General features: G+C 71.1%; 16 protein-coding genes. 5 read left to right on the top strand and 11 right to left on the bottom strand.

Annotated features, from left to right (window positions below):
• Positions 1–40: 40 nt before the first annotated feature.
• Positions 41–1,765 carry a flavin monoamine oxidase family protein gene (locus ACFVXC_RS36690; protein WP_389914718.1) on the bottom strand — a complete coding sequence of 575 codons (1,725 nt, stop codon included), beginning with the start codon at positions 1,763–1,765 and terminating at the stop codon, positions 41–43.
• Positions 1,766–1,833: 68 nt separating this feature from the next.
• Complete coding sequence (locus tag ACFVXC_RS36695) at positions 1,834–2,622, bottom strand: carbon-nitrogen hydrolase family protein (RefSeq protein ID WP_389914906.1); 789 nt, start codon at positions 2,620–2,622, stop codon at positions 1,834–1,836.
• A gap of 333 nt (positions 2,623–2,955) precedes the next feature.
• On the opposite strand from ACFVXC_RS36695, the gene ACFVXC_RS36700 reads away from it, so the two are divergent.
• The gene (locus ACFVXC_RS36700; RefSeq protein ID WP_389914721.1) at positions 2,956–3,624 is read left to right on the top strand and encodes a Repetin; all 669 of its coding nucleotides are present in this window, start codon (positions 2,956–2,958) and stop codon (positions 3,622–3,624) included.
• Positions 3,625–3,810: 186 nt separating this feature from the next.
• A complete protein-coding gene (locus ACFVXC_RS36705) occupies positions 3,811–4,383 on the top strand; it encodes a Repetin (RefSeq protein ID WP_389914724.1) in 573 nt (190 codons plus the stop codon).
• A gap of 50 nt (positions 4,384–4,433) precedes the next feature.
• Here ACFVXC_RS36705 and ACFVXC_RS36710 read toward each other — a convergent pair whose 3' ends face one another.
• Both ACFVXC_RS36710 and ACFVXC_RS36715 read right to left on the bottom strand, forming a co-directional pair.
• On the bottom strand, positions 4,434–4,889 hold the full coding sequence (locus tag ACFVXC_RS36710) for an Lrp/AsnC family transcriptional regulator (protein WP_351168714.1): 456 nt from the start codon (positions 4,887–4,889) through the stop codon (positions 4,434–4,436).
• 10 nt (positions 4,890–4,899) lie between these two features.
• The gene (locus ACFVXC_RS36715) at positions 4,900–6,363 is read right to left on the bottom strand and encodes an amino acid permease (protein ID WP_389914728.1); all 1,464 of its coding nucleotides are present in this window, start codon (positions 6,361–6,363) and stop codon (positions 4,900–4,902) included.
• A gap of 334 nt (positions 6,364–6,697) precedes the next feature.
• Between ACFVXC_RS36715 and ACFVXC_RS36720 the strand changes: the two genes are divergently transcribed.
• Complete coding sequence (locus tag ACFVXC_RS36720) at positions 6,698–6,844, top strand: hypothetical protein (RefSeq protein WP_389914731.1); 147 nt, start codon at positions 6,698–6,700, stop codon at positions 6,842–6,844.
• Positions 6,845–7,060: 216 nt separating this feature from the next.
• Here ACFVXC_RS36720 and ACFVXC_RS36725 read toward each other — a convergent pair whose 3' ends face one another.
• The 5 genes from ACFVXC_RS36725 to rpe form a co-directional block, all read right to left on the bottom strand.
• Positions 7,061–8,503, bottom strand: a complete 1,443-nt coding sequence (locus tag ACFVXC_RS36725) for a GuaB1 family IMP dehydrogenase-related protein (protein ID WP_389914733.1) — start codon at positions 8,501–8,503, stop codon at positions 7,061–7,063.
• A 174-nt stretch (positions 8,504–8,677) separates the two neighbouring features.
• Positions 8,678–9,040 (bottom strand): barstar family protein, encoded by a 363-nt coding sequence (locus ACFVXC_RS36730; protein ID WP_389914736.1) that lies wholly within the window; start codon positions 9,038–9,040, stop codon positions 8,678–8,680.
• Complete coding sequence (locus tag ACFVXC_RS36735; RefSeq protein WP_389914738.1) at positions 9,037–9,438, bottom strand: ribonuclease domain-containing protein; 402 nt, start codon at positions 9,436–9,438, stop codon at positions 9,037–9,039. The genes ACFVXC_RS36730 and ACFVXC_RS36735 overlap by 4 nt, the downstream gene beginning before the upstream one ends.
• Positions 9,439–9,513: 75 nt before the next feature.
• Positions 9,514–10,512 (bottom strand): sugar-binding transcriptional regulator, encoded by a 999-nt coding sequence (locus tag ACFVXC_RS36740; protein WP_389914909.1) that lies wholly within the window; start codon positions 10,510–10,512, stop codon positions 9,514–9,516.
• Positions 10,513–10,728: 216 nt separating this feature from the next.
• Complete coding sequence (rpe, locus tag ACFVXC_RS36745; protein WP_389914911.1) at positions 10,729–11,415, bottom strand: ribulose-phosphate 3-epimerase; 687 nt, start codon at positions 11,413–11,415, stop codon at positions 10,729–10,731.
• A gap of 132 nt (positions 11,416–11,547) precedes the next feature.
• On the opposite strand from rpe, the gene ACFVXC_RS36750 reads away from it, so the two are divergent.
• The gene (locus ACFVXC_RS36750; protein ID WP_389914741.1) at positions 11,548–13,803 is read left to right on the top strand and encodes an MMPL family transporter; all 2,256 of its coding nucleotides are present in this window, start codon (positions 11,548–11,550) and stop codon (positions 13,801–13,803) included.
• Here the strand turns inward: ACFVXC_RS36750 and ACFVXC_RS36755 are convergent.
• Both ACFVXC_RS36755 and fmt read right to left on the bottom strand, forming a co-directional pair.
• The gene (locus ACFVXC_RS36755) at positions 13,777–15,219 is read right to left on the bottom strand and encodes an RsmB/NOP family class I SAM-dependent RNA methyltransferase (RefSeq protein WP_389914744.1); all 1,443 of its coding nucleotides are present in this window, start codon (positions 15,217–15,219) and stop codon (positions 13,777–13,779) included. The two genes, ACFVXC_RS36750 and ACFVXC_RS36755, sit on opposite strands and share 27 nt — an antisense overlap.
• Positions 15,220–15,251: 32 nt before the next feature.
• Positions 15,252–16,196, bottom strand: coding sequence for a methionyl-tRNA formyltransferase (gene fmt / locus ACFVXC_RS36760; protein WP_389914747.1), 945 nt, complete (start codon positions 16,194–16,196; stop codon positions 15,252–15,254).
• Positions 16,197–16,475: 279 nt separating this feature from the next.
• On the opposite strand from fmt, the gene ACFVXC_RS36765 reads away from it, so the two are divergent.
• Positions 16,476–17,024 carry a hypothetical protein gene (locus ACFVXC_RS36765; protein WP_389914749.1) on the top strand — a complete coding sequence of 183 codons (549 nt, stop codon included), beginning with the start codon at positions 16,476–16,478 and terminating at the stop codon, positions 17,022–17,024.
• Positions 17,025–17,058 lie beyond the last annotated feature (34 nt).

The raw sequence follows: 17,058 nt of genomic DNA on the forward strand, positions 1-17,058 counted from the left end.
GCGGATTCCCACGCGCCCCGAGGTGGGACGGCCCTGTCTGTCAGTCCTCCGGCAGCTCGACGGGAGCGATCTCGTCGTACACATCGCCGGGCCCGGGGTTGGTCGCGTCGGTCGCACCGCCGAAGTGGTGCATCACGCCCCACACCGCGTTCAGCGCCGTCTGCACAGCGCCCTCGGCCCAGCCCGCCGTCCAGGAGATGTCGTCACCGGCGAGGAAGATGCCCCGCTTGTCCTCGGGCAAGGAGCCCTGCATGAAGTGCGTGAACAGGCGCCGCTGGTAGCGGTAGTGGCCGGGCAGGTTCGCCTTGAAGGCGCCCATGAAGTAGGGCTCGTTCTCCCATGAGACGGTCACCGGGTTGCCGATGATGTGCCCCCGGATGTCGACCTTCGGGTAGATCTCGCCGAGCGACTTGAGCATGACCTCCATGCGCTCGTTCGCCGACAGCGGCAGCCACTTGAGGCTGTCGTCGCACCAGGTGTAGGAGAGGCAGATGACGGCGGGCTTGTCCGGCCCGTCGTCGAGCAGGTAGGTACCGCGCGTCATCCGGTCGGTGAGCGTCATCGACATGACGTCACGCCCGGTCGGGTTCCCCCTGTCGTCGACGGCCTTGTCCAGCCAGAACGGACGGTCCACCGGCACGAAGAGCTTGGAGGACTCCATGTAGTGGGTCCGCTCCATCGCCGTCCAGTGGTCGATGGGGAAGAGCGTGTCGTCGCACGCGATCTTGGAGAGCAGCATCCAGGACTGCGCGGTGAAGATCGCCGCCTGGTAGGTGCGGATGTCGCCCGAGGAGTCGGTGACGGTGACGCGGTTGCCCGCGGTGCGGTCGAGACGGGTCACGGCGGGCTTCGGCACACCGCCCTCGTGCAGCGAGCTCAGGGAGGTGCCGAGCCCCCAGTGCACGATCTTCCGCGGCTCGCGGTCCCACATCCGCAGCGGCAGTTGCTGGCTGCCGCCGACGATGCCGCGGTGGTGGTCGTCGGCCTCGGTGTAGACGACGCGCAGGATCTCCAGGATGGAGTTCGGGAAGTCGGTGTCCCAGCCGCCCGTGCCGAATCCGACCTGGCCGAAGATCTCGCGGTGCCGGAAGGACTTGAAGGCCTCGGACTCGCAGAGGAAGCCGTAGAAGGTCTGGTTGTCGAGCTTCTCGACGAGCTTCGACCAGATCTCACGGATCTTCGGTACGTCGCGCTCGCGCAGGGCGCGGTTCATGTCGGAGAAGTCGGCGCCCTCCTCCAGGCAGGAGTTCCAGGCGTTCATCACGTCGCGGTAGACCTGGGGGAGGTCGTCGACGGACGTCGCGTAGTGGGACTCGCCCTTGAGGTCGACGACCGTCGAGGGGGTCGACTCGGCGAGGGGGTTGGGGAACGGCCGGGTCTTGAGGCCCACCAGGTCGATGTAGTGCTGCAGCGCCGTCGAGGACGGCGGGAAGCGCATGGCGCCCATCTCGGCGGTGAGGGCTCCCTCTTCGCCGTTGGTGGAGCAGCCCTCGAAGCCGACCGTGCGGAGTCGACCGCCGATCTGGTCGGCCTCGTAGACGACGGGCTTGAGGCCCATCTTCATCAGTTCGTACGCCGCCACGATGCCGGAAAGGCCACCGCCGATGACCGCGACCTCCGTGCCGTGCTCGGTCGCTGGTATCTGGCCGAGTCCCGCGGGGTGCGCGAGGAAATCGTCGTACGCGTACGGGAAGTCCGGACCGAACATGGTGATCGGCGGCTGCGCGTCGGTGTGCTGGACGGCGGTGGGCACCGTGGACGTCATGGGGTACGGACTCCTTGCGGGAACGGCAGAACAGAAGAAGGGGGCGGCTCAGGGCTCGCGGGGGGAGGTCAGATCAGGGACGCGTACAGCCCCGGGCGGCGATCGTCCAGATAGGGGTTGGCCGCACGCGACGCGGCGAGGAAGACCGGGTCCGCGTCGGCGAACACCAGCTGCTCTTCCCGACCGGCACGAGTGCGCGCGATTCCGTCTGGTCCCGCGAGCGTGGAGAGCCCGACGAACTCGAACTCCCCCTCCTTGCCGACCCGGTTGACGTAGGCGACGTACATCTGGTTCTCGAAGGCCCGCACCGGAACGACGGACTCGGCGACGAACTGGAAGGGGTGCATCTGGGCCGTGGGCACGAGCAGCAGGTCGGTGCCCGCGAGGGCGTGCGCGCGGACGTTCTCCGGGAACTCCACGTCGTAGCAGATCATCAGGCCGATCCGCAGACCGCCCAACTCGGCCTGGACGACGGCCTGTTCACCAGGGGTGAAGGAGTCGCGCTCGAAGCAGCCGAAGAGGTGGGTCTTGCGGTAATTGGCCAGGCGCACGCCGTCGGGGCCGATCAGCTGGACGGAGTTGAATACCTGCTCGCCGTCCCGCTCCGGGTAGCCGTAGGCGATCGCGACGCCGTGGCGTACGGCACTCTCGGCGATCGCGGCGGCCGATGCCCCGTCGGCGGCCTCGGCAAGGCGCGGCACGTCGTCGCCGATGGCGTACCCGGTGAGGTACAGCTCGGGCGCCACCAGGAGGCCCGCGCCGCCCTCGGCGGCACGGGCGGCCGACTCGTCGAGCGCCTTCAGATTGGCGGCGACGGAGCCGGGGCGGCCCGAGCTCTGGAGCAGGGCTGTGCGCAGCGGCGGCATGGCGGACCTCGGGGCGTACGAAGGGGCTGGTGGGGATCGTTTAGACAGTACGGTCGGCGGCCCTGGCCCGACAAGGTGCGAGCGTTGTGAGCCGCCGCTCGATCTGTTGCGCGAGTCGGACCCTCAGTGGCGATTCGTTGCGTGGCGGCATGCGACCGGGGTCGTAGCGCTGTCCACCGCCCGGCGCAGGGTGCGCGGGGCCCGTCCCCGCCGCACGGGGGAGGCGGATTGCCGTCCGTGGCCGGACGTGCCGGGACCCCCTGTCGCGAGAGCGTGATCTCGCCCGGAAGGACCGGGTGAACGGCCCGCATCAGGAGGCCACCAGTGAGCCGCGACGCAAGCATCGCCAGCCACACCCCTGCCCGCTCCACCAGCACCCGCAGCCGCAGCCGTGTGATCGCCATCGGAACCGCCCTGCTGATCTGCGCCACAGCCGCTGGAGCGGCCGTCGCCGCGGACGACGACGGGCATGGCGACGGCGGGCACGGCGACAGCGGAGCGCGTCAAGCCGCCGAGAGCCGCCCGCACCCACACAAGCGCGAGGCCGCCGCGCTCACCGGCACCGCGAAGCTGTACCGCGGGACCACCGAGGACGTGACGTTCACCTTCGACGCCCACCTCGCGCAGCGCCACAACATGCGCCCGGACAAGGCGACCGGCACCTTCCGCTTCGTCCACCTCGACAAGCCGGGGGGCAAGGGCGGCTGGGCCGAGGGACGTATCGACTGCCTGATGACGGGCGGCAAGGTCGCCACGGCCACCGGGATCATCACCGGCACCAACCTGAAGGACATCAAGGGCGGCCGGGTCGGCTTCAGCGTCCACGACCAGGGCGAGCACGACCGCGTGGGCTACAGCTGGGCCGCGGTGGGCAGCCCCGACGGGACCAAGAAGCTGACCAAGTGCACGAGCTCGGCGCCCTTCGAGAAGGTCAAGAAGGGCACGGGCGACTTTCACGTGCGGCCCTGGCACCCGACCTACCCGACCAACTGACCGACGCCGGGCCCACCCGTACGGGGGTCGGGCGGGTCCGGCGTCTCCACCTCACGAACCAGCCGTTCCCCGCCACGCGGCGGAGGCGGACACCCCCTCGCGCACGATGCACCGGGCGCCGGTCCACGGGAGTGTGGATCACGCCCGGAAGGACCGGGCGGACCAACAGCCAGACGGGGGCCACCCATGCACCGCCGCTCCACCCTCATCCAGGTCGTCGCCGTGGGCGCCACGCTCCTCGCGCTCGCCGGAGCCGCGGGCTCCGCCACCGCGTCGGACGCCCCGCACCCCGGGCGCGAGGCCGCCGCCCTGACCGGAACCGCCAAGCTGGACCGGCCTCCCGGCGACAACGCCACCATCACGTTCGACGCCCATCTGGACGCGGCGGACAAGAACGACCCGGGCAAGGCGCACGGCACCGTCAAGTTGAGCCATTACATCGAGAACGCAGAGAACCCCAAGTTCGGCGGCTCCGCCGAGGCCCGCGTGGACTGCCTGCTGACCGGCGGAAAGGTCGCCACGGTGTCGGCGGTCATCACGAAGGCGGACGGCGGCCTCAAAGGAGCGGTCGGCAAGCGTGTCGGCATGACGGTCCACGACCGGGGCGAGCAGGACCGCTTCGGCTACAGCTGGGCGATGGTCGGCATCCCGAACGACCTGCCGGACGACATGCCCAAGTGCGTGAGCGCGGCCCCGTTCGAAAGGACGAAGCCGGGCAGCGGCGACCTTCACGTACGCCCGATGGATCCGCGCCCGTAAGGGCCGCGGGGAGCTGAGCGACGAGCCGGAGCGGACCCGCGGCCAGGGCGCTACGCGGGCGCCCCGGAAGAGAATCGCCGCATCAAGGGCGAGAGCACGAGCACGGACTTCGTCCGCTCCACGAAGTGCTCGCCGGCGATCCGCTCAAGTACGCGCTCGAAATGCCGCATGTCAGCGGCGAAAACCTGGACGACCGCGTCCGCGTCACCGGTGACGGTGGACGCGGACGCGATCTCCGGATACCGCTCAAGACCCCGCCGAATCGCCTCGGGCGAGGTATTGCGACGGCAGTAGATCTCGATGAACCCCTCGGTCTCCCAGCCGAGCGCGGCCGGGTCGACCCGCACGGTGAATCCCGTGATGGCGCCCGTCTCCCGGAGCCGGTCCACGCGCCGCTTGACGGCGGGCGCGGAGAGCCCGACCAGCTGGCCGATGTCGGCGTAGGAACGGCGGGCGTCCTCGGCGAGGGCGTGCACGATGCGTTCGTCGAGATCGTTCAGTCGCACTGGGGGTGGATCACTTTTCTGCGGAGGCCAATCGGGAGCGGCTCATGCCGTAAAAGAAGTAGAACACGAGGCCGACGGCCATCCAGACACCGAAGACGATCCAGGTGATGGAGTCGAGGCTGAACATGTTGTAGGCGCAGAATCCGAAGCCGAGCACAGGGAAGAGCCAGCCGAGCGGCACCCGGAAGGTGCGCGGCATGTCCGGGCGCGTCCGGCGCAGCACGACGACCGCGATGTTGACCAGACCGAAGGCGAAGAGCGTACCGATGCTGGTGGCGTCGACGAGCTTGCCGAGCGGGATGACGGAGGCGAGCGCGGCGCAGAACAGCGACACGATGACCGTGTTCACGCGGGGCGTGCCCGTCTTCCTGCTGACCTTGCCGAAGACCTTGGGGACCAGGCCGTCACGGGACATGGCGAACAGGACGCGGGTCTGGCCGTAGAGGACGGTCAGGACGACGGAGGCGATGGAGATGACCGCGCCCGCGGCGAGCAGCGTGCCCCAGAAGCTCTGGCCGCTGACGTCGTTCATGATCGCGGCGAGCGTGGCCTCCGAGCCCTCGAAGTCCTTCCAGTTCCAGGCGCCGACGGCGACGGCCGCGACCAGGACGTAGAGCGCCGTGACGATGATCAGCGACAGCATGATCGCCCGGGGCAGGTCGCGCTGCGGGTTCTTCGCTTCCTCACCGGCGGTGGAGGCGGCGTCGAAGCCGATGTACGAGAAGAAGAGGCTCGCGGCGGCGGCGCTGACGCCGGCCGTGCCGAGCGGCATGAAGTCGGAGTAGTTGCCGGACTTGAAACCCATGAAACCGATGGTGCAGAAGAGCGCGAGCGCGGCGATCTTCACGATGACCATGATCGTGTTGGCCCGCGCCGACTCCTTGGCGCCGCCGAGCAGGAACACCATGGCGAGCAGGACGACGATCAGGCCGGGCAGGTTGATGAAGCCGCCCTCGCCGGGTGCCGAGGAGAGCACGTCCGGGATGGTGACGCCGATGGTGCCGTCGAGCAGTTCGTTGAGGTATTCGCCCCAGCCGACGGCGACGGCGGCGACCGAGACGCCGTACTCCAGGACCAGACACCAGCCGCAGACCCAGGCGACGAGTTCACCCATCGTTGCGTACGCGTACGAGTACGAGGACCCCGCGACCGGGATGGAGCCCGCCAGTTCGGCGTAGGAGAGCGCGGAGAAGAGGGCGGTGAGGCCCGCGAGCACGAAGGACAGGGTCACGGCGGGCCCGGCCTTGGGGACGCTCTCGCCGAGGACGACGAAGATGCCGGTGCCGAGCGTGGCGCCGATGCTGATCATGGTCAGCTGCCACATGCCGAGGGAGCGCCGCAGCGAGCCGCCTTCGCCCTGGCCGCCCTCCGCGACCAGGAGTTCCACCGGCTTGCGCCGCATCAAGCGGCCGCCGAACCCCCTGGCCCCCGAGGGGTTCTGGCGGTCCTGCGGGGGTGCGCCTTGGTCGAGCACGCGTGGCTCCTTCATCGCTGCCGGTCAGGGCGGCGGGACCCGCGGCAGCTCCCACGCATGGTCGGGGACCGCCGAGCAGGCGGGCCCCGCCACACCACGTACAGCGGATGACTCTATGAGGCGAGCTTCACATACGTAATGGAGCAACCTTGCGCGGCCCCGCACGATCGTTGCGTACTTCCCCTCCCCGCGGGCCTTCGTTGCGCGGTCCGATTCGTCCGTTGCGTGCCGAGGCGCCCGGCAAGAGGTTGGCATCTCGTCGGATCCGCCTCATCGTGCGCCCCGGTCGGGCCGATCGCGCACCGGAGAACGGTCGAGAGGGAGGCGGCAGGCCATGGACCGCGATGCGCTGTACGAGACCGACGTACCGAAGCCCTGGAACGGACCCATCCGCACGGTGCGGGCCGTGGAGCACCACTTCCGCGAGGGGCGCGCACTGCCCCGCGCCCGGGGTCCTGCTCGGGGAGCTACGGACCGCTGACCGCTGTGGAGCGGGCGGCACGAGGCACGGGGGCGGACCTGCTGCCGGGCGCCGGGCCGCTGCGCGCCGGGCACTTGGTGGACGGGGTCCATCCGGGCGACGCGGGCCACGAACCGCTGGCGAAGGCCGAGGTATCAGGCCCCGCAGGGACGCGGGGAACTGCGCGACCAGTCGCGGCGAACCCGCGGACGAATGGCGCAGCTCCCCGCGAAGCGGCTAGCTCCAGCTGGCGTGCAGAGGCTTGCCCTCCGCGTAGCCCGCGGCGCTCTGCACACCCACGGTCGCCCGCTCGGCGAACTCCGCGAGCGAACCGGCACCGGCATACGTGCAGGAGGAACGGACACCGGCGATGATCGAGTCGATCAGGTCCTCGACGCCGGGCCGCTCCGGGTCGAGGAACATCCGGGAGGTCGAGATGCCCTCCTCGAAGAGCGCCTTGCGGGCACGGTCGTAAGCCGACTCCTCGCTGGTGCGGTTCTTCACCGCACGCGCCGACGCCATGCCGAACGACTCCTTGTAGAGGCGGCCGTTGGCGTCCTGCTGCAGGTCGCCCGGGGACTCGTACGTCCCGGCGAACCACGAACCGATCATGACGTTCGACGCACCGGCGGCCAGCGCCATGGCGACGTCACGGGGGTGCCGGACACCGCCGTCGGCCCACACGTGCTTGCCGAACTTGGCGGCTTCGGCGGCGCATTCGAGCACCGCAGAGAACTGCGGGCGGCCGACGCCGGTCATCATGCGCGTGGTGCACATGGCACCGGGGCCCACGCCGACCTTGATGATGTCGGCACCGGCCTCGATCAGGTCACGTACCCCCTCGGCGGCGACGATGTTGCCCGCGACGATCGGCACCTGCGGGTCGAGCGCGCGCACGGCCTTCACCGCGGCGATCATCGACTCCTGGTGGCCGTGCGCGGTGTCCACGACGAGTGTGTCGGCGCCCGCGTCGAGGAGTTGCTTGGCCTTGGTCGCGACGTCGCCGTTGATGCCGACGGCGGCGGCGATGCGCAGCTTGCCGTTGGCGTCGAGGGCGGGCGAGTAGAGGGTCGCGCGCAGGGCGCCCGTACGGGTCAGGATGCCGGCGAGGCGGCCGTCCTTGCCCACGGCGGGGGCGTAGCGGCGGTTGGCGGCGTCCAGCTTGTTGAATGCGTCGCGCGGGTCGATGTCCGCGTCGAGCAGCACGAGGTCCTTCGACATGACCTCGGAGATCTGGGTGAAGCGGTCGACGCCGTTCAGGTCCGTGTCGGTGACGACGCCGAGCGGCTTCTGGTCGGCGTCCACGACCACGGCCGCGTTGTGCGCACGCTTGGAGAGCAGGGCGAGCGCGTCGGCGACGGTCTGCGTGGGGGCCAGCACGATGGGGGTGTCCAGGACGTGGTGGCGCGTCTTGACCCAGGAGATGACCTCGGTGACGACCTCGATCGGAATGTCCTGCGGGATCACGACGAGACCGCCGCGGCGGGCGACCGTCTCGGCCATCCGGCGCCCGGCGATCGCTGTCATGTTCGCGACGACCAGCGGGATCGTGGTGCCGGTGCCGTCCGGGGCGGAGAGGTCCACACCCTGACGCGATCCGACGGCGGAGCGCCTCGGCACCATGAAGACGTCGTCGTACGTCAGGTCGTACGCAGGCTGGATGTCATTGAGGAAACGCACGTGCTGCTCATCCCAGTCGATCAGAGGTGGCCCCCGGACAGTTAGGCCGAGGGAAAAGCACGTACTTCAGTGTCCCATGTCCGGGGCGATGTGCCGCCTGGGATGATCACCCAGGCAGGGCGCAGGAGCCCTGGTCGGATCCTCCAAGAACCGGCCACGACGGTCACCGTCCGCTCAGGCGCGCGTGCCGAGCGCGAGGACGACCTCCAGTCCCGTCCCGTGTTCTCGCGCGTACGCCACCGCGTCGGTGAACACCTCCTGGGCGACGATCCACTCCTGGGGGGCCGCTTCGGCGTACTCCTGCCAGCCGGTGACGACGAGCAGGCGGCCGGGGGCGGCGGGCGCCCATCCCAGGTCGGTGAGGCAGTCGGCGAGCGCGTCCCAGTTGCGCCCGAACCAGTCGGGCAGTTCCAGCGCGCGGGCGCAGCGGTCCATGAAGGCCGCCTTGTCGCTCACCCCGCTCAGGTCGAGCGAGACGGTGCTCAGGCCGGCGGCGCGTACGGCCGCAAGGACCGGCGCCAGCGGTTCGGACGTCATCTCAGTACCGCCTTGAAGGACGCGTAGTGGTCGTCGGTGTAGTAGGTCTCGCCGCCGCTCCCGGTGACGATCCGCCGTGCGCCCCGGTTGCGTTCGCCGGGGGTGCGCACGGTGTACTCGCGGTAGTGGCCGCGCCGCTGCCTGGGCAGCTCTCCCTCGAAGTTGCCGAAGACGGAACCGTCCTTGGCGTACGGGAAGGGCCCGCCGTCATCGATGAGCCGCAACGTTTCCCGAGCCTCGGCGGGCAGCCGGTCGACGGGGACGGTGGCAAGGCCATGGGCCCAGGCGGGCGCGGAACCCCGCGCCTCCCCGCCACCGTCGGAGGAACACCCCGTGACGAGGACCGCTAGGCAGACGAGCAGCGCGGCCAGAACGCGCGGGACCAACCGGGTCAGCATGCGCCCGATGCTGCCACGAGGCCCCGCCAGGGGCGCGGGGAACCGCGCGACCGGCCACAGCGCACCCGCGGATGCTCAGCTGCCGTCCGGGTCTTCCCGATCCAGCGCGGGATGCGGAGTGGCCCCCCTGACCAGCAGCTGATCGGCGGCGGCGGTGTCAGTGACCAAGCTGGTGACAAGCCCGGAACGCAGCACCGCGTCGATCGCCGCCGCCTTCCGCTGCCCACCGGCAATGGCGACCACCTCAGGAATCCGCCGAAGCCGATCCGCCTCGACGGTGATGCACCGCTCCCCCAGATCACGCCCGACCCGGCGCCCCTCGGCGTCGAAGAGATGCGCGGACATCTCCGCGGCCACGCCGAGCGAGGCGTAGTGCGCGCGCTCCTCGTCGCTGAGCATGTCGTGGACGGTGGAGATGCCGGGCTCCCAGGAGCCGATCGAGACGGCGGCGACGGTGACCTTGTCGAAGTACTCAAACGCCCGCGCGATCCCGGTCTGGTTCCGCAGCGCGGCGGCCGTGGCCGGGTCGGGAAGCAGCATCGGCGCGTAGATGGGGTGGGCCTCGCCGCCGGATACCTGCGCGGCACGCCGTACGGCCTCGACCGAACCGCGTTCGGCGGTCCCGGCGTCGTACACGCCCGTCAGCTGCACCACGGTGCACGGCGGCAGCTGGTCGAGGGCAGCCGCCATGTGGATGGTCGAGCGCCCCCACGCGAGACCGAGGACATCGCCTTCGTTGACCAGCTCGCCGAGCAGATCGGCCGCGACCTCGCCGAGGTTCTCGGGATCGGGCGACTCCTCGACCTCGTCGACCGCGGTGGGCGACTCGACGACGACCGCGTGCCGCAGGCCGTAGCGGGCGCGCAGCGCGTCCGAGCGCTCCGCGTCCAGCTCGGCGGGCACACGGATCTCGATCCGTACGAGATCACGCTCAAGGGCCGTCTCCAGGACCCGGGCCACCTTGAAGCGGCTCACGCCGAACTCCTCGGCGATCTGGATCTTGGACTTGCCCTCGAGATAGAAGCGGCGGGCCATGGCCGCCGCCTGCACCAGCTCCGCGGGTCCCATCCGCATGGCTGACCGGCCGCCCGTCGACACGACGATCTCCTCACTGTCATTTCAAGACTGTCAATTCAAGCAACTGCCGTTCACACATTCACACGCATACGCATTCACACCCGTTGGTGCGGCTTCGCGCGCATTGCCGCAGCACAACGGGGTTCGCCGTTCATCCTTGCAGATCCGACGTACTTGATCAGCCCCGGAGGACTGCGTTCATGTTCTTGTGGCTCAGTGGCCGCACGCCCACGCCGCCCCGGCCGTCGCCCCCGCCGCCTGGGTGCGCAGTGCACGTACCGCCGCCGCCGGGTCGTCCGCCCCGTACACGGCGGAGCCCGCCACGAAGACGTCGGCGCCGGCCTCGGCGCAGCGCTCGATGGTCGCCGCCGAGACCCCGCCGTCGACCTGGAGCCAGAGTTCGAGGCCGTGCTTGCTGATCAGCTCACGGGTGCGGCGAATCTTCGGCAGCATGATGTCGAGGAACGCCTGCCCTCCGAAGCCCGGCTCGACCGTCATGATCAGCAGCATGTCGAGCTCGGGGAGAAGATCCTCGTACGGCTCGATGGGCGTCGCGGGCTTCAGCGCCATGGAGGCGCGGGCGCCCTGGGCGCGGATCTCACGGGCCAGACGGACCGGTGCGGCGGCGGCCTCCGCGTGGAAGGTGACCGATCCGGCGCCCGCTTCGACGTACTGCGGAGCCCAGCGATCGACGTCCTCGATCATCAGATGGCAGTCCAGCGGCGTGTCCGTCGCCCGTGCCAGCGACTCTACGACCGGTACCCCCAGGGTGAGGTTCGGGACGAAGTGGTTGTCCATGACGTCGACATGAAGCCAGTCGGCGCCTTCGACCGCCGTTGCCTCCTCGGCGAGACGGGCGAAATCCGCGGACAGGATGCTGGGGTTGATCTGCACGGCCATGCCCCAAGACTGCCATGCCCGGCGCCGGTTGCCCGCCGCGGTCCGAAGCATGAGCCAACGGACTCCTCTGACCATGGACCGCATGCCATGCTGGGCGGTCCACCGGCACCACGTGGGGCAGCGGGGGTAGCCATGCCAGACGAACGGTCGGACGGACGGCGCCAGGCGGGACGGGGGGTGGCCCGGCTGGTGTGCGGGCGGCGCACCAAGTGGCTCGTGGTGCTCTTCTGGCTGGTGGTGATCGCCGCCGCCGCACCGCTCGCCCAGAAGCTCACGGACGCCCAGGACAACCAGGCGTCGTCCTGGCTGCCCGGTTCCGCGGAATCCACGCAAGTCCTCAAGACCTCCGACGAATTCCGGCCCGAACAGATCCCCGCGATCGTCGTGTACGCCCGCGAGAGCGGCCTCACGGCCAAGGACCGGCTGCAGATCGCCAAGGACGTCCGCCAGCTCGGGCAGCTGCGCGCGCACGGCATCCGCGGCGCCCAGACGCGCGGCCCCCTCTTCGACACGAAGAAGATCGCGGGCGCCGACGCCGCCAGGGCGGCGCAGGTCTTCGTGCCCATCACCATGGGCACGCAGGGCTGGGAGCGGATCGCGCCCGCCGTCGACTCGATCCGTGAGCGGGTGGGCGGAACCGGCGAGAGCGCCGACGGCCTCGATGTGCATGTCACCGGGCCCGGCGGCACGTCCGCGGACTTGTCCGAGGCGTTCGACGGCCTCGACTCGACGCTGCTCCTCGCGGCGGGCGGCGTCGTCGTCGTGATCCTCCTGATCACCTACCGCAGTCCGGTGCTCCTGCTCGTCCCGCTGGTCTCGGTGATCGTCTCTCTCTTCACCGCGCAGGCGCTGGTCTACCTGCTCGCGGAGCACGCGGGCCTGACGGTCAACGGCCAGAGCGCGGGCATCCTGACGGTCCTCGTCTTCGGGGCGGGGACGGACTATGCCCTGCTCCTGGTCGCCCGCTACCGCGAAGAGCTGCGCCGCCACGACGACCGGCACGAAGCGATGCAGCTGGCCCTGCACCGGGCGGGCCCCGCGGTGATCGCGTCGGGCGCCACGGTCGTCGTCAGCATGCTGATGCTGCTCGCCGCCGACATGAACTCGACGCGAGGCCTGGGCCCCGTCGCCGCCATCGGAGTCGCGGTCGCCCTGATCGCGATGCTGTCGCTGTTCCCCGCGCTCCTGGTGGTCTGCGGCCGGTGGCTGTTCTGGCCGGTGATCCCGCACAACGGCTCGGCCGAGCCCACCGAGCGCGGTGTGTGGGCCCGCACGGGCAACCGCATCGCCCGCCGCCCACGCCTGACCTGGACCATCACGGCCGTGGCGCTGGCCGGCCTGGCGCTCGGCCTGACGCAGCTGCGCGCCGAAGGGGTCAGCAACGCGGACTCGTTCACGGACAAGCCGGACTCGATCGTGGGCCAGGAGGTGCAGGCCGAGTACTTCGACGCGGGCAGCGGTGACCCGCTGGTGATCGTGGCCGACGCGGACCGGGGCGACGAGGTCCGCGCCGTGATCGCCCGGACCAGTGGGGTGGTCCCGTCGAGCGTCGTCGTACCGCCGGGGACGAAAGCGGAGTACGAGGGCAAGGTCCTGTTCGAGGCGACGACGACCGACGCCACCGACAGCGGGGCGGCCAAGCGGACCGTGGAGCGGGTGCGGGACAGGGTGCACGCGGTGCCCGGCGCGGACGCGCGGGTGGGCGGCAACACGGCGGCCATCCTCGACATGGACCGCGCCACCACCCACGACAACAAGCTGGTGATCCCGCTCGTCCTCGCGGTCGTCCTGCTGATCCTCACCCTGCTGCTGCGCACCCTGGTCGCGCCGCTGCTCCTGATCTCGACGGTCGTTCTCTCCTTCGCCGCCGCGCTCGGGATCAGTGCGCTCGCCTTCCGCCACGTCTTCGACTACGCGGGCGAGTCCACGGACTTCCCGCTCTTCGTCTTCGTGTTCCTGGTGGCGCTCGGCATCGACTACAACATCTTCCTGTCGACCCGCATCCGTGAGGAGGCGGGCCGGCAGGGCACCCGTGCGGGCGTCCTGACCGGCCTGGCCGCGACCGGCGCGGTCATCACGTCGGCGGGCCTGGTCCTGGCGGGCACGTTCGCCGCGCTCGGCACGCTCCCGATGGTGGGATTCGCCGAGATCGGCTTCGCGGTCGCGATCGGCGTCCTGCTCGACACCTTCGTCGTACGGTCCGTCCTGGTCACGGCGTTGTTCCTGGACGTGGGGCCGAAGGTGTGGTGGCCGCACGCCCTGAGCAAGGACTCGGCGGTCCGTACTCCGGCGGCGCCCCCGGGCGGTCCGAACCCGGGCAGTCCGAACTCGGGCGGTCCGCACTCAGGCGGTGCCGCGAACTCAGGCGGTGCGCCGGATCAGCGCTAGGTACATCGCGTCCGTGCCGTGCAGATGCGGCCACAGCTGGAGGTCGGGGCCATCACCCAGGGCCGGGACGCCGGGCAGCAGCGGGCGCGCGTCGATCAGTTCGGCGGCGCCCTCGTGCTGCTTGAGCACGTCGTCGACGACGGCGCGCGTCTCCGCCAGATGCGGTGAACAGGTGGCGTAACCGACTACGCCCCCGACGCGCACGGACTCCAACGCGGTACGCAGCAGACCCCGTTGGAGCGGCGCGAAGCCCTCCAGGTCCTCCGGACGGCGCCGCCAGCGGGCCTCGGGGCGGCGGCGCAGGGCACCGAGCCCCGTGCAGGGCACGTCCATCAGGACACGGTCGAAGGTGCCTGGCTGCCAGGGCGGCCGGGTGCCGTCGGCGGCGATGACCTCGTACGGGCCGGGGTTGCCGCGCAGGGCCTGCGCGACGAGGCGGGCCCGGTGCGGCTGCTTCTCGGCGGCGAGCAGGGCCGCGCCGCGCTGGGCGGCCAGACCGGCGAGCATGGCGGCCTTGCCGCCGGGGCCCGCGCATCCGTCGAGCCACCTCTCGTCGCGCCCCTCGACCGGGGCGTTCGCGAGTGCGATCGCGACGAGCTGGCTGCCCTCGTCCTGGACACCGGCACGGCCCTCGCGCACGGCGCCGATCGATCCGGGCTCGCCGCCTTCGCTGAGCCGCACGGCGTACGGCGACCAGCGTCCCGGCAGCGCGGACTCCTCGCCGACCGCGTCGAGGAGTTCATCGGCGGTGGTTCGTCCCGGCCGGGCCACCAGGGTCACCTCGGGCCGCTCGTTGTCGGCTTCCAGGAGATCCTCGATGCCCGCACGGCCGCCGCCGAGCGCGTCCCAGAGCGCGGAGACGACCCAGCGGGGATGCGAGTGGACGACGGCGAGGTGGTCCTCGGCGTCCTCGTCGTAGGGCGGCGCGACCTTCTCCACCCAGCCGTCGAGATCGTCGGCGGCGACCTTGCGCAGGACCGCGTTGACGAACTTGGCCCGCCCGTCACCGAGCACCACACGCGCCAGCTCCACGGAGGCGGAGACGGCGGCGTGCGTCGGGATGCGCGTCCCGAGCAACTGGTGCACGCCCATGTTCAGGACGTCGAGGACCGGCGGGTCGACCTCGCGCAGCGGCCGGTCGATGCAGGCGGCCACGATCGCGTCGTACGTTCCCTGCCTGCGCAGCGTCCCGTAGACGAGCTCGGTGGCGAGCGCGGCGTCACGCGCGTCGAAATCGCCCTTGTCACGGGCCTTGCGCAGGAGCGGCGGCAGGGCGAGGTTCGCGTAGGCGTCGCGCTCGTCCACCGCCCGCAGCGCCTCGAAGGCGAGGAAGCGGACAGGGTCCTTCTTGGGACGGCGGTGGGGCTTGCCGGGCTTGCCCTGCTTCTGGGGACGCCGGCCGGGCTGGTCGTTCAAAGGTGCTCCGCTATTGGATGGGGCGAACTGATTCAGCGTACGTCGGTGGCGCCGAGGCGCTCGTCCGGGGCGATCCGCACCCCGCGCGCCCAGTCGGCGCCGCGCATCGGCTTCTTGCCCTGCGGCTGGACCCAGAGCAGTTCGACGGCGTGCGAGCCGGTGCCGACGTACACGTTGTTCTTGGCGGCGGCGAGCTCGCCGGGCGCGAGGTCGGTGCGGTCGGCGACGGGAGCGGCCTGGATGATCTTCAGCCGCTCGCCGCGGAACACGGACCAGGCTCCGGGCGCCGGGGTGCAGCCGCGCACGACGCGGTCGACGCGGAGCGCCGGAGCGGCCCAGTCCACCTGGGCGTCCTCGACGGTGATCTTCGGGGCGAGGGTGATGCCGTCGGCGGGCTGCGGTACGGCCTTCAGGGAGCCGTCCTCGATGCCGTCCATGGTGGCGGCGAGCAGTCCGGAACCCGCGAAGGCGAGGCGGGTGAGCAGGTCACCGCTGGTGTCGGTGGCCCTGACGACCTCGGTGACGGTGCCGTACACCGGCCCGGAGTCGAGTCCCTGCTCGATCAGGAAGGTGGAGGCCCCCGTGATCTCGTCCCCCGCCATCACGGCGTGCTGGACGGGCGCGGCACCGCGCCAGGCGGGCAGCAGCGAGAAGTGCAGGTTGACCCAGCCGCGGGCCGGGACGTCCAGGGCGACCTTGGGCAGCAGCGCGCCGTAGGCGACGACCGGGCAGCAGTCGGGCGCGATCTCGCGCAGCCGCGCCAGGAACTCCTCGTCGCGCGGCTTCGCGGGCTTGAGCACCTCAATGCCGGCTTCCTCCGCGCGCTGGGCGACGGGGCTCGCGATGAGCCTGCGGCCACGTCCGGCGGGAGCGTCGGGCCGGGTGACGACGGCGGCCACCTCGTGCCGGTCGGAGGCGATCAGGGCGTCCAGGGCGGGGACGGCGACCTCGGGGGTGCCTGCGAAGACGAGCTTCATCGGTGGCTGTCGGCCTCTCGGACGGAAATGTGCGGGCAGCGCACCAGTCTATGAGCCGCTCCGCCGGGCCGCTCCCCGCGGGGCCGCCCGTGCTGGACCCCTTGTCCGCGGTGCCGCTCACCTGGGGGCGTACGCGCGGACACGCGCCCCGTGCATATGCGCATACGCCCCTGCACCGTGACCCCACACGAACTAGCGCGTTGGTCAAGAAAGAGTTGACCACAACGGGCCGCTGACGGGGCCCGCATCCTTTTCAACGCCGGTTCGAGAGGCTTGTTCATGGCCGACCACGCAACCCACGACGCCCAGGCACGGGCCAGCCTGCATCTCCTGGTTCGGGACATCGAGCGGGTCCGCCGGCAGGTGGACGCATTGCGTACGCTCACCGCCCAGCTCGGCAACGTCTACCGCCCGCGCCGCTCGAGCCCCTCAGCGGGTTTCGTCGTGTACGGGCGCGCCCCCGCCCCGACCGTCCGCCTCGCCCAGGAACTGCGGGACAGCGTCGAGACGCTGGTCACGGCCGCGGTGGACTTCGACCGCTCGCTGGGCTTCTCGTGGGACGCGGTGGGCTCGGCCCTCGGGGTCACCAAGCAGGCGGTGCACCGCCGTTACGGCGCCCGCCGGGCCACGGCCCAGGCGGCGGCGGACGCGGAGCGCGCCACGGAGGTGGTGCCCTCTCCCACGACCGCCCGGCCCCCGGTCCCGGTCGGCGCCCCGCTCCCCTCGGTCCCCGCGGCCCGCGCGATGCCGACCCAGCCCACGGCAGGCAGCCCCGCCCTCCGCGAGGACCCCCGCCCCAACGCGTTCCCGGGCCCCCGCAACGGCTGACCACACCACCGGCGACCGCTGTCTCCACCGGGTC

Origin of the sequence: Streptomyces sp. NPDC058257 (genome assembly GCF_042881845.1) — a bacterium.
In the GTDB taxonomy this organism is placed as follows: Bacteria; Actinomycetota; Actinomycetes; order Streptomycetales; family Streptomycetaceae; genus Streptomyces.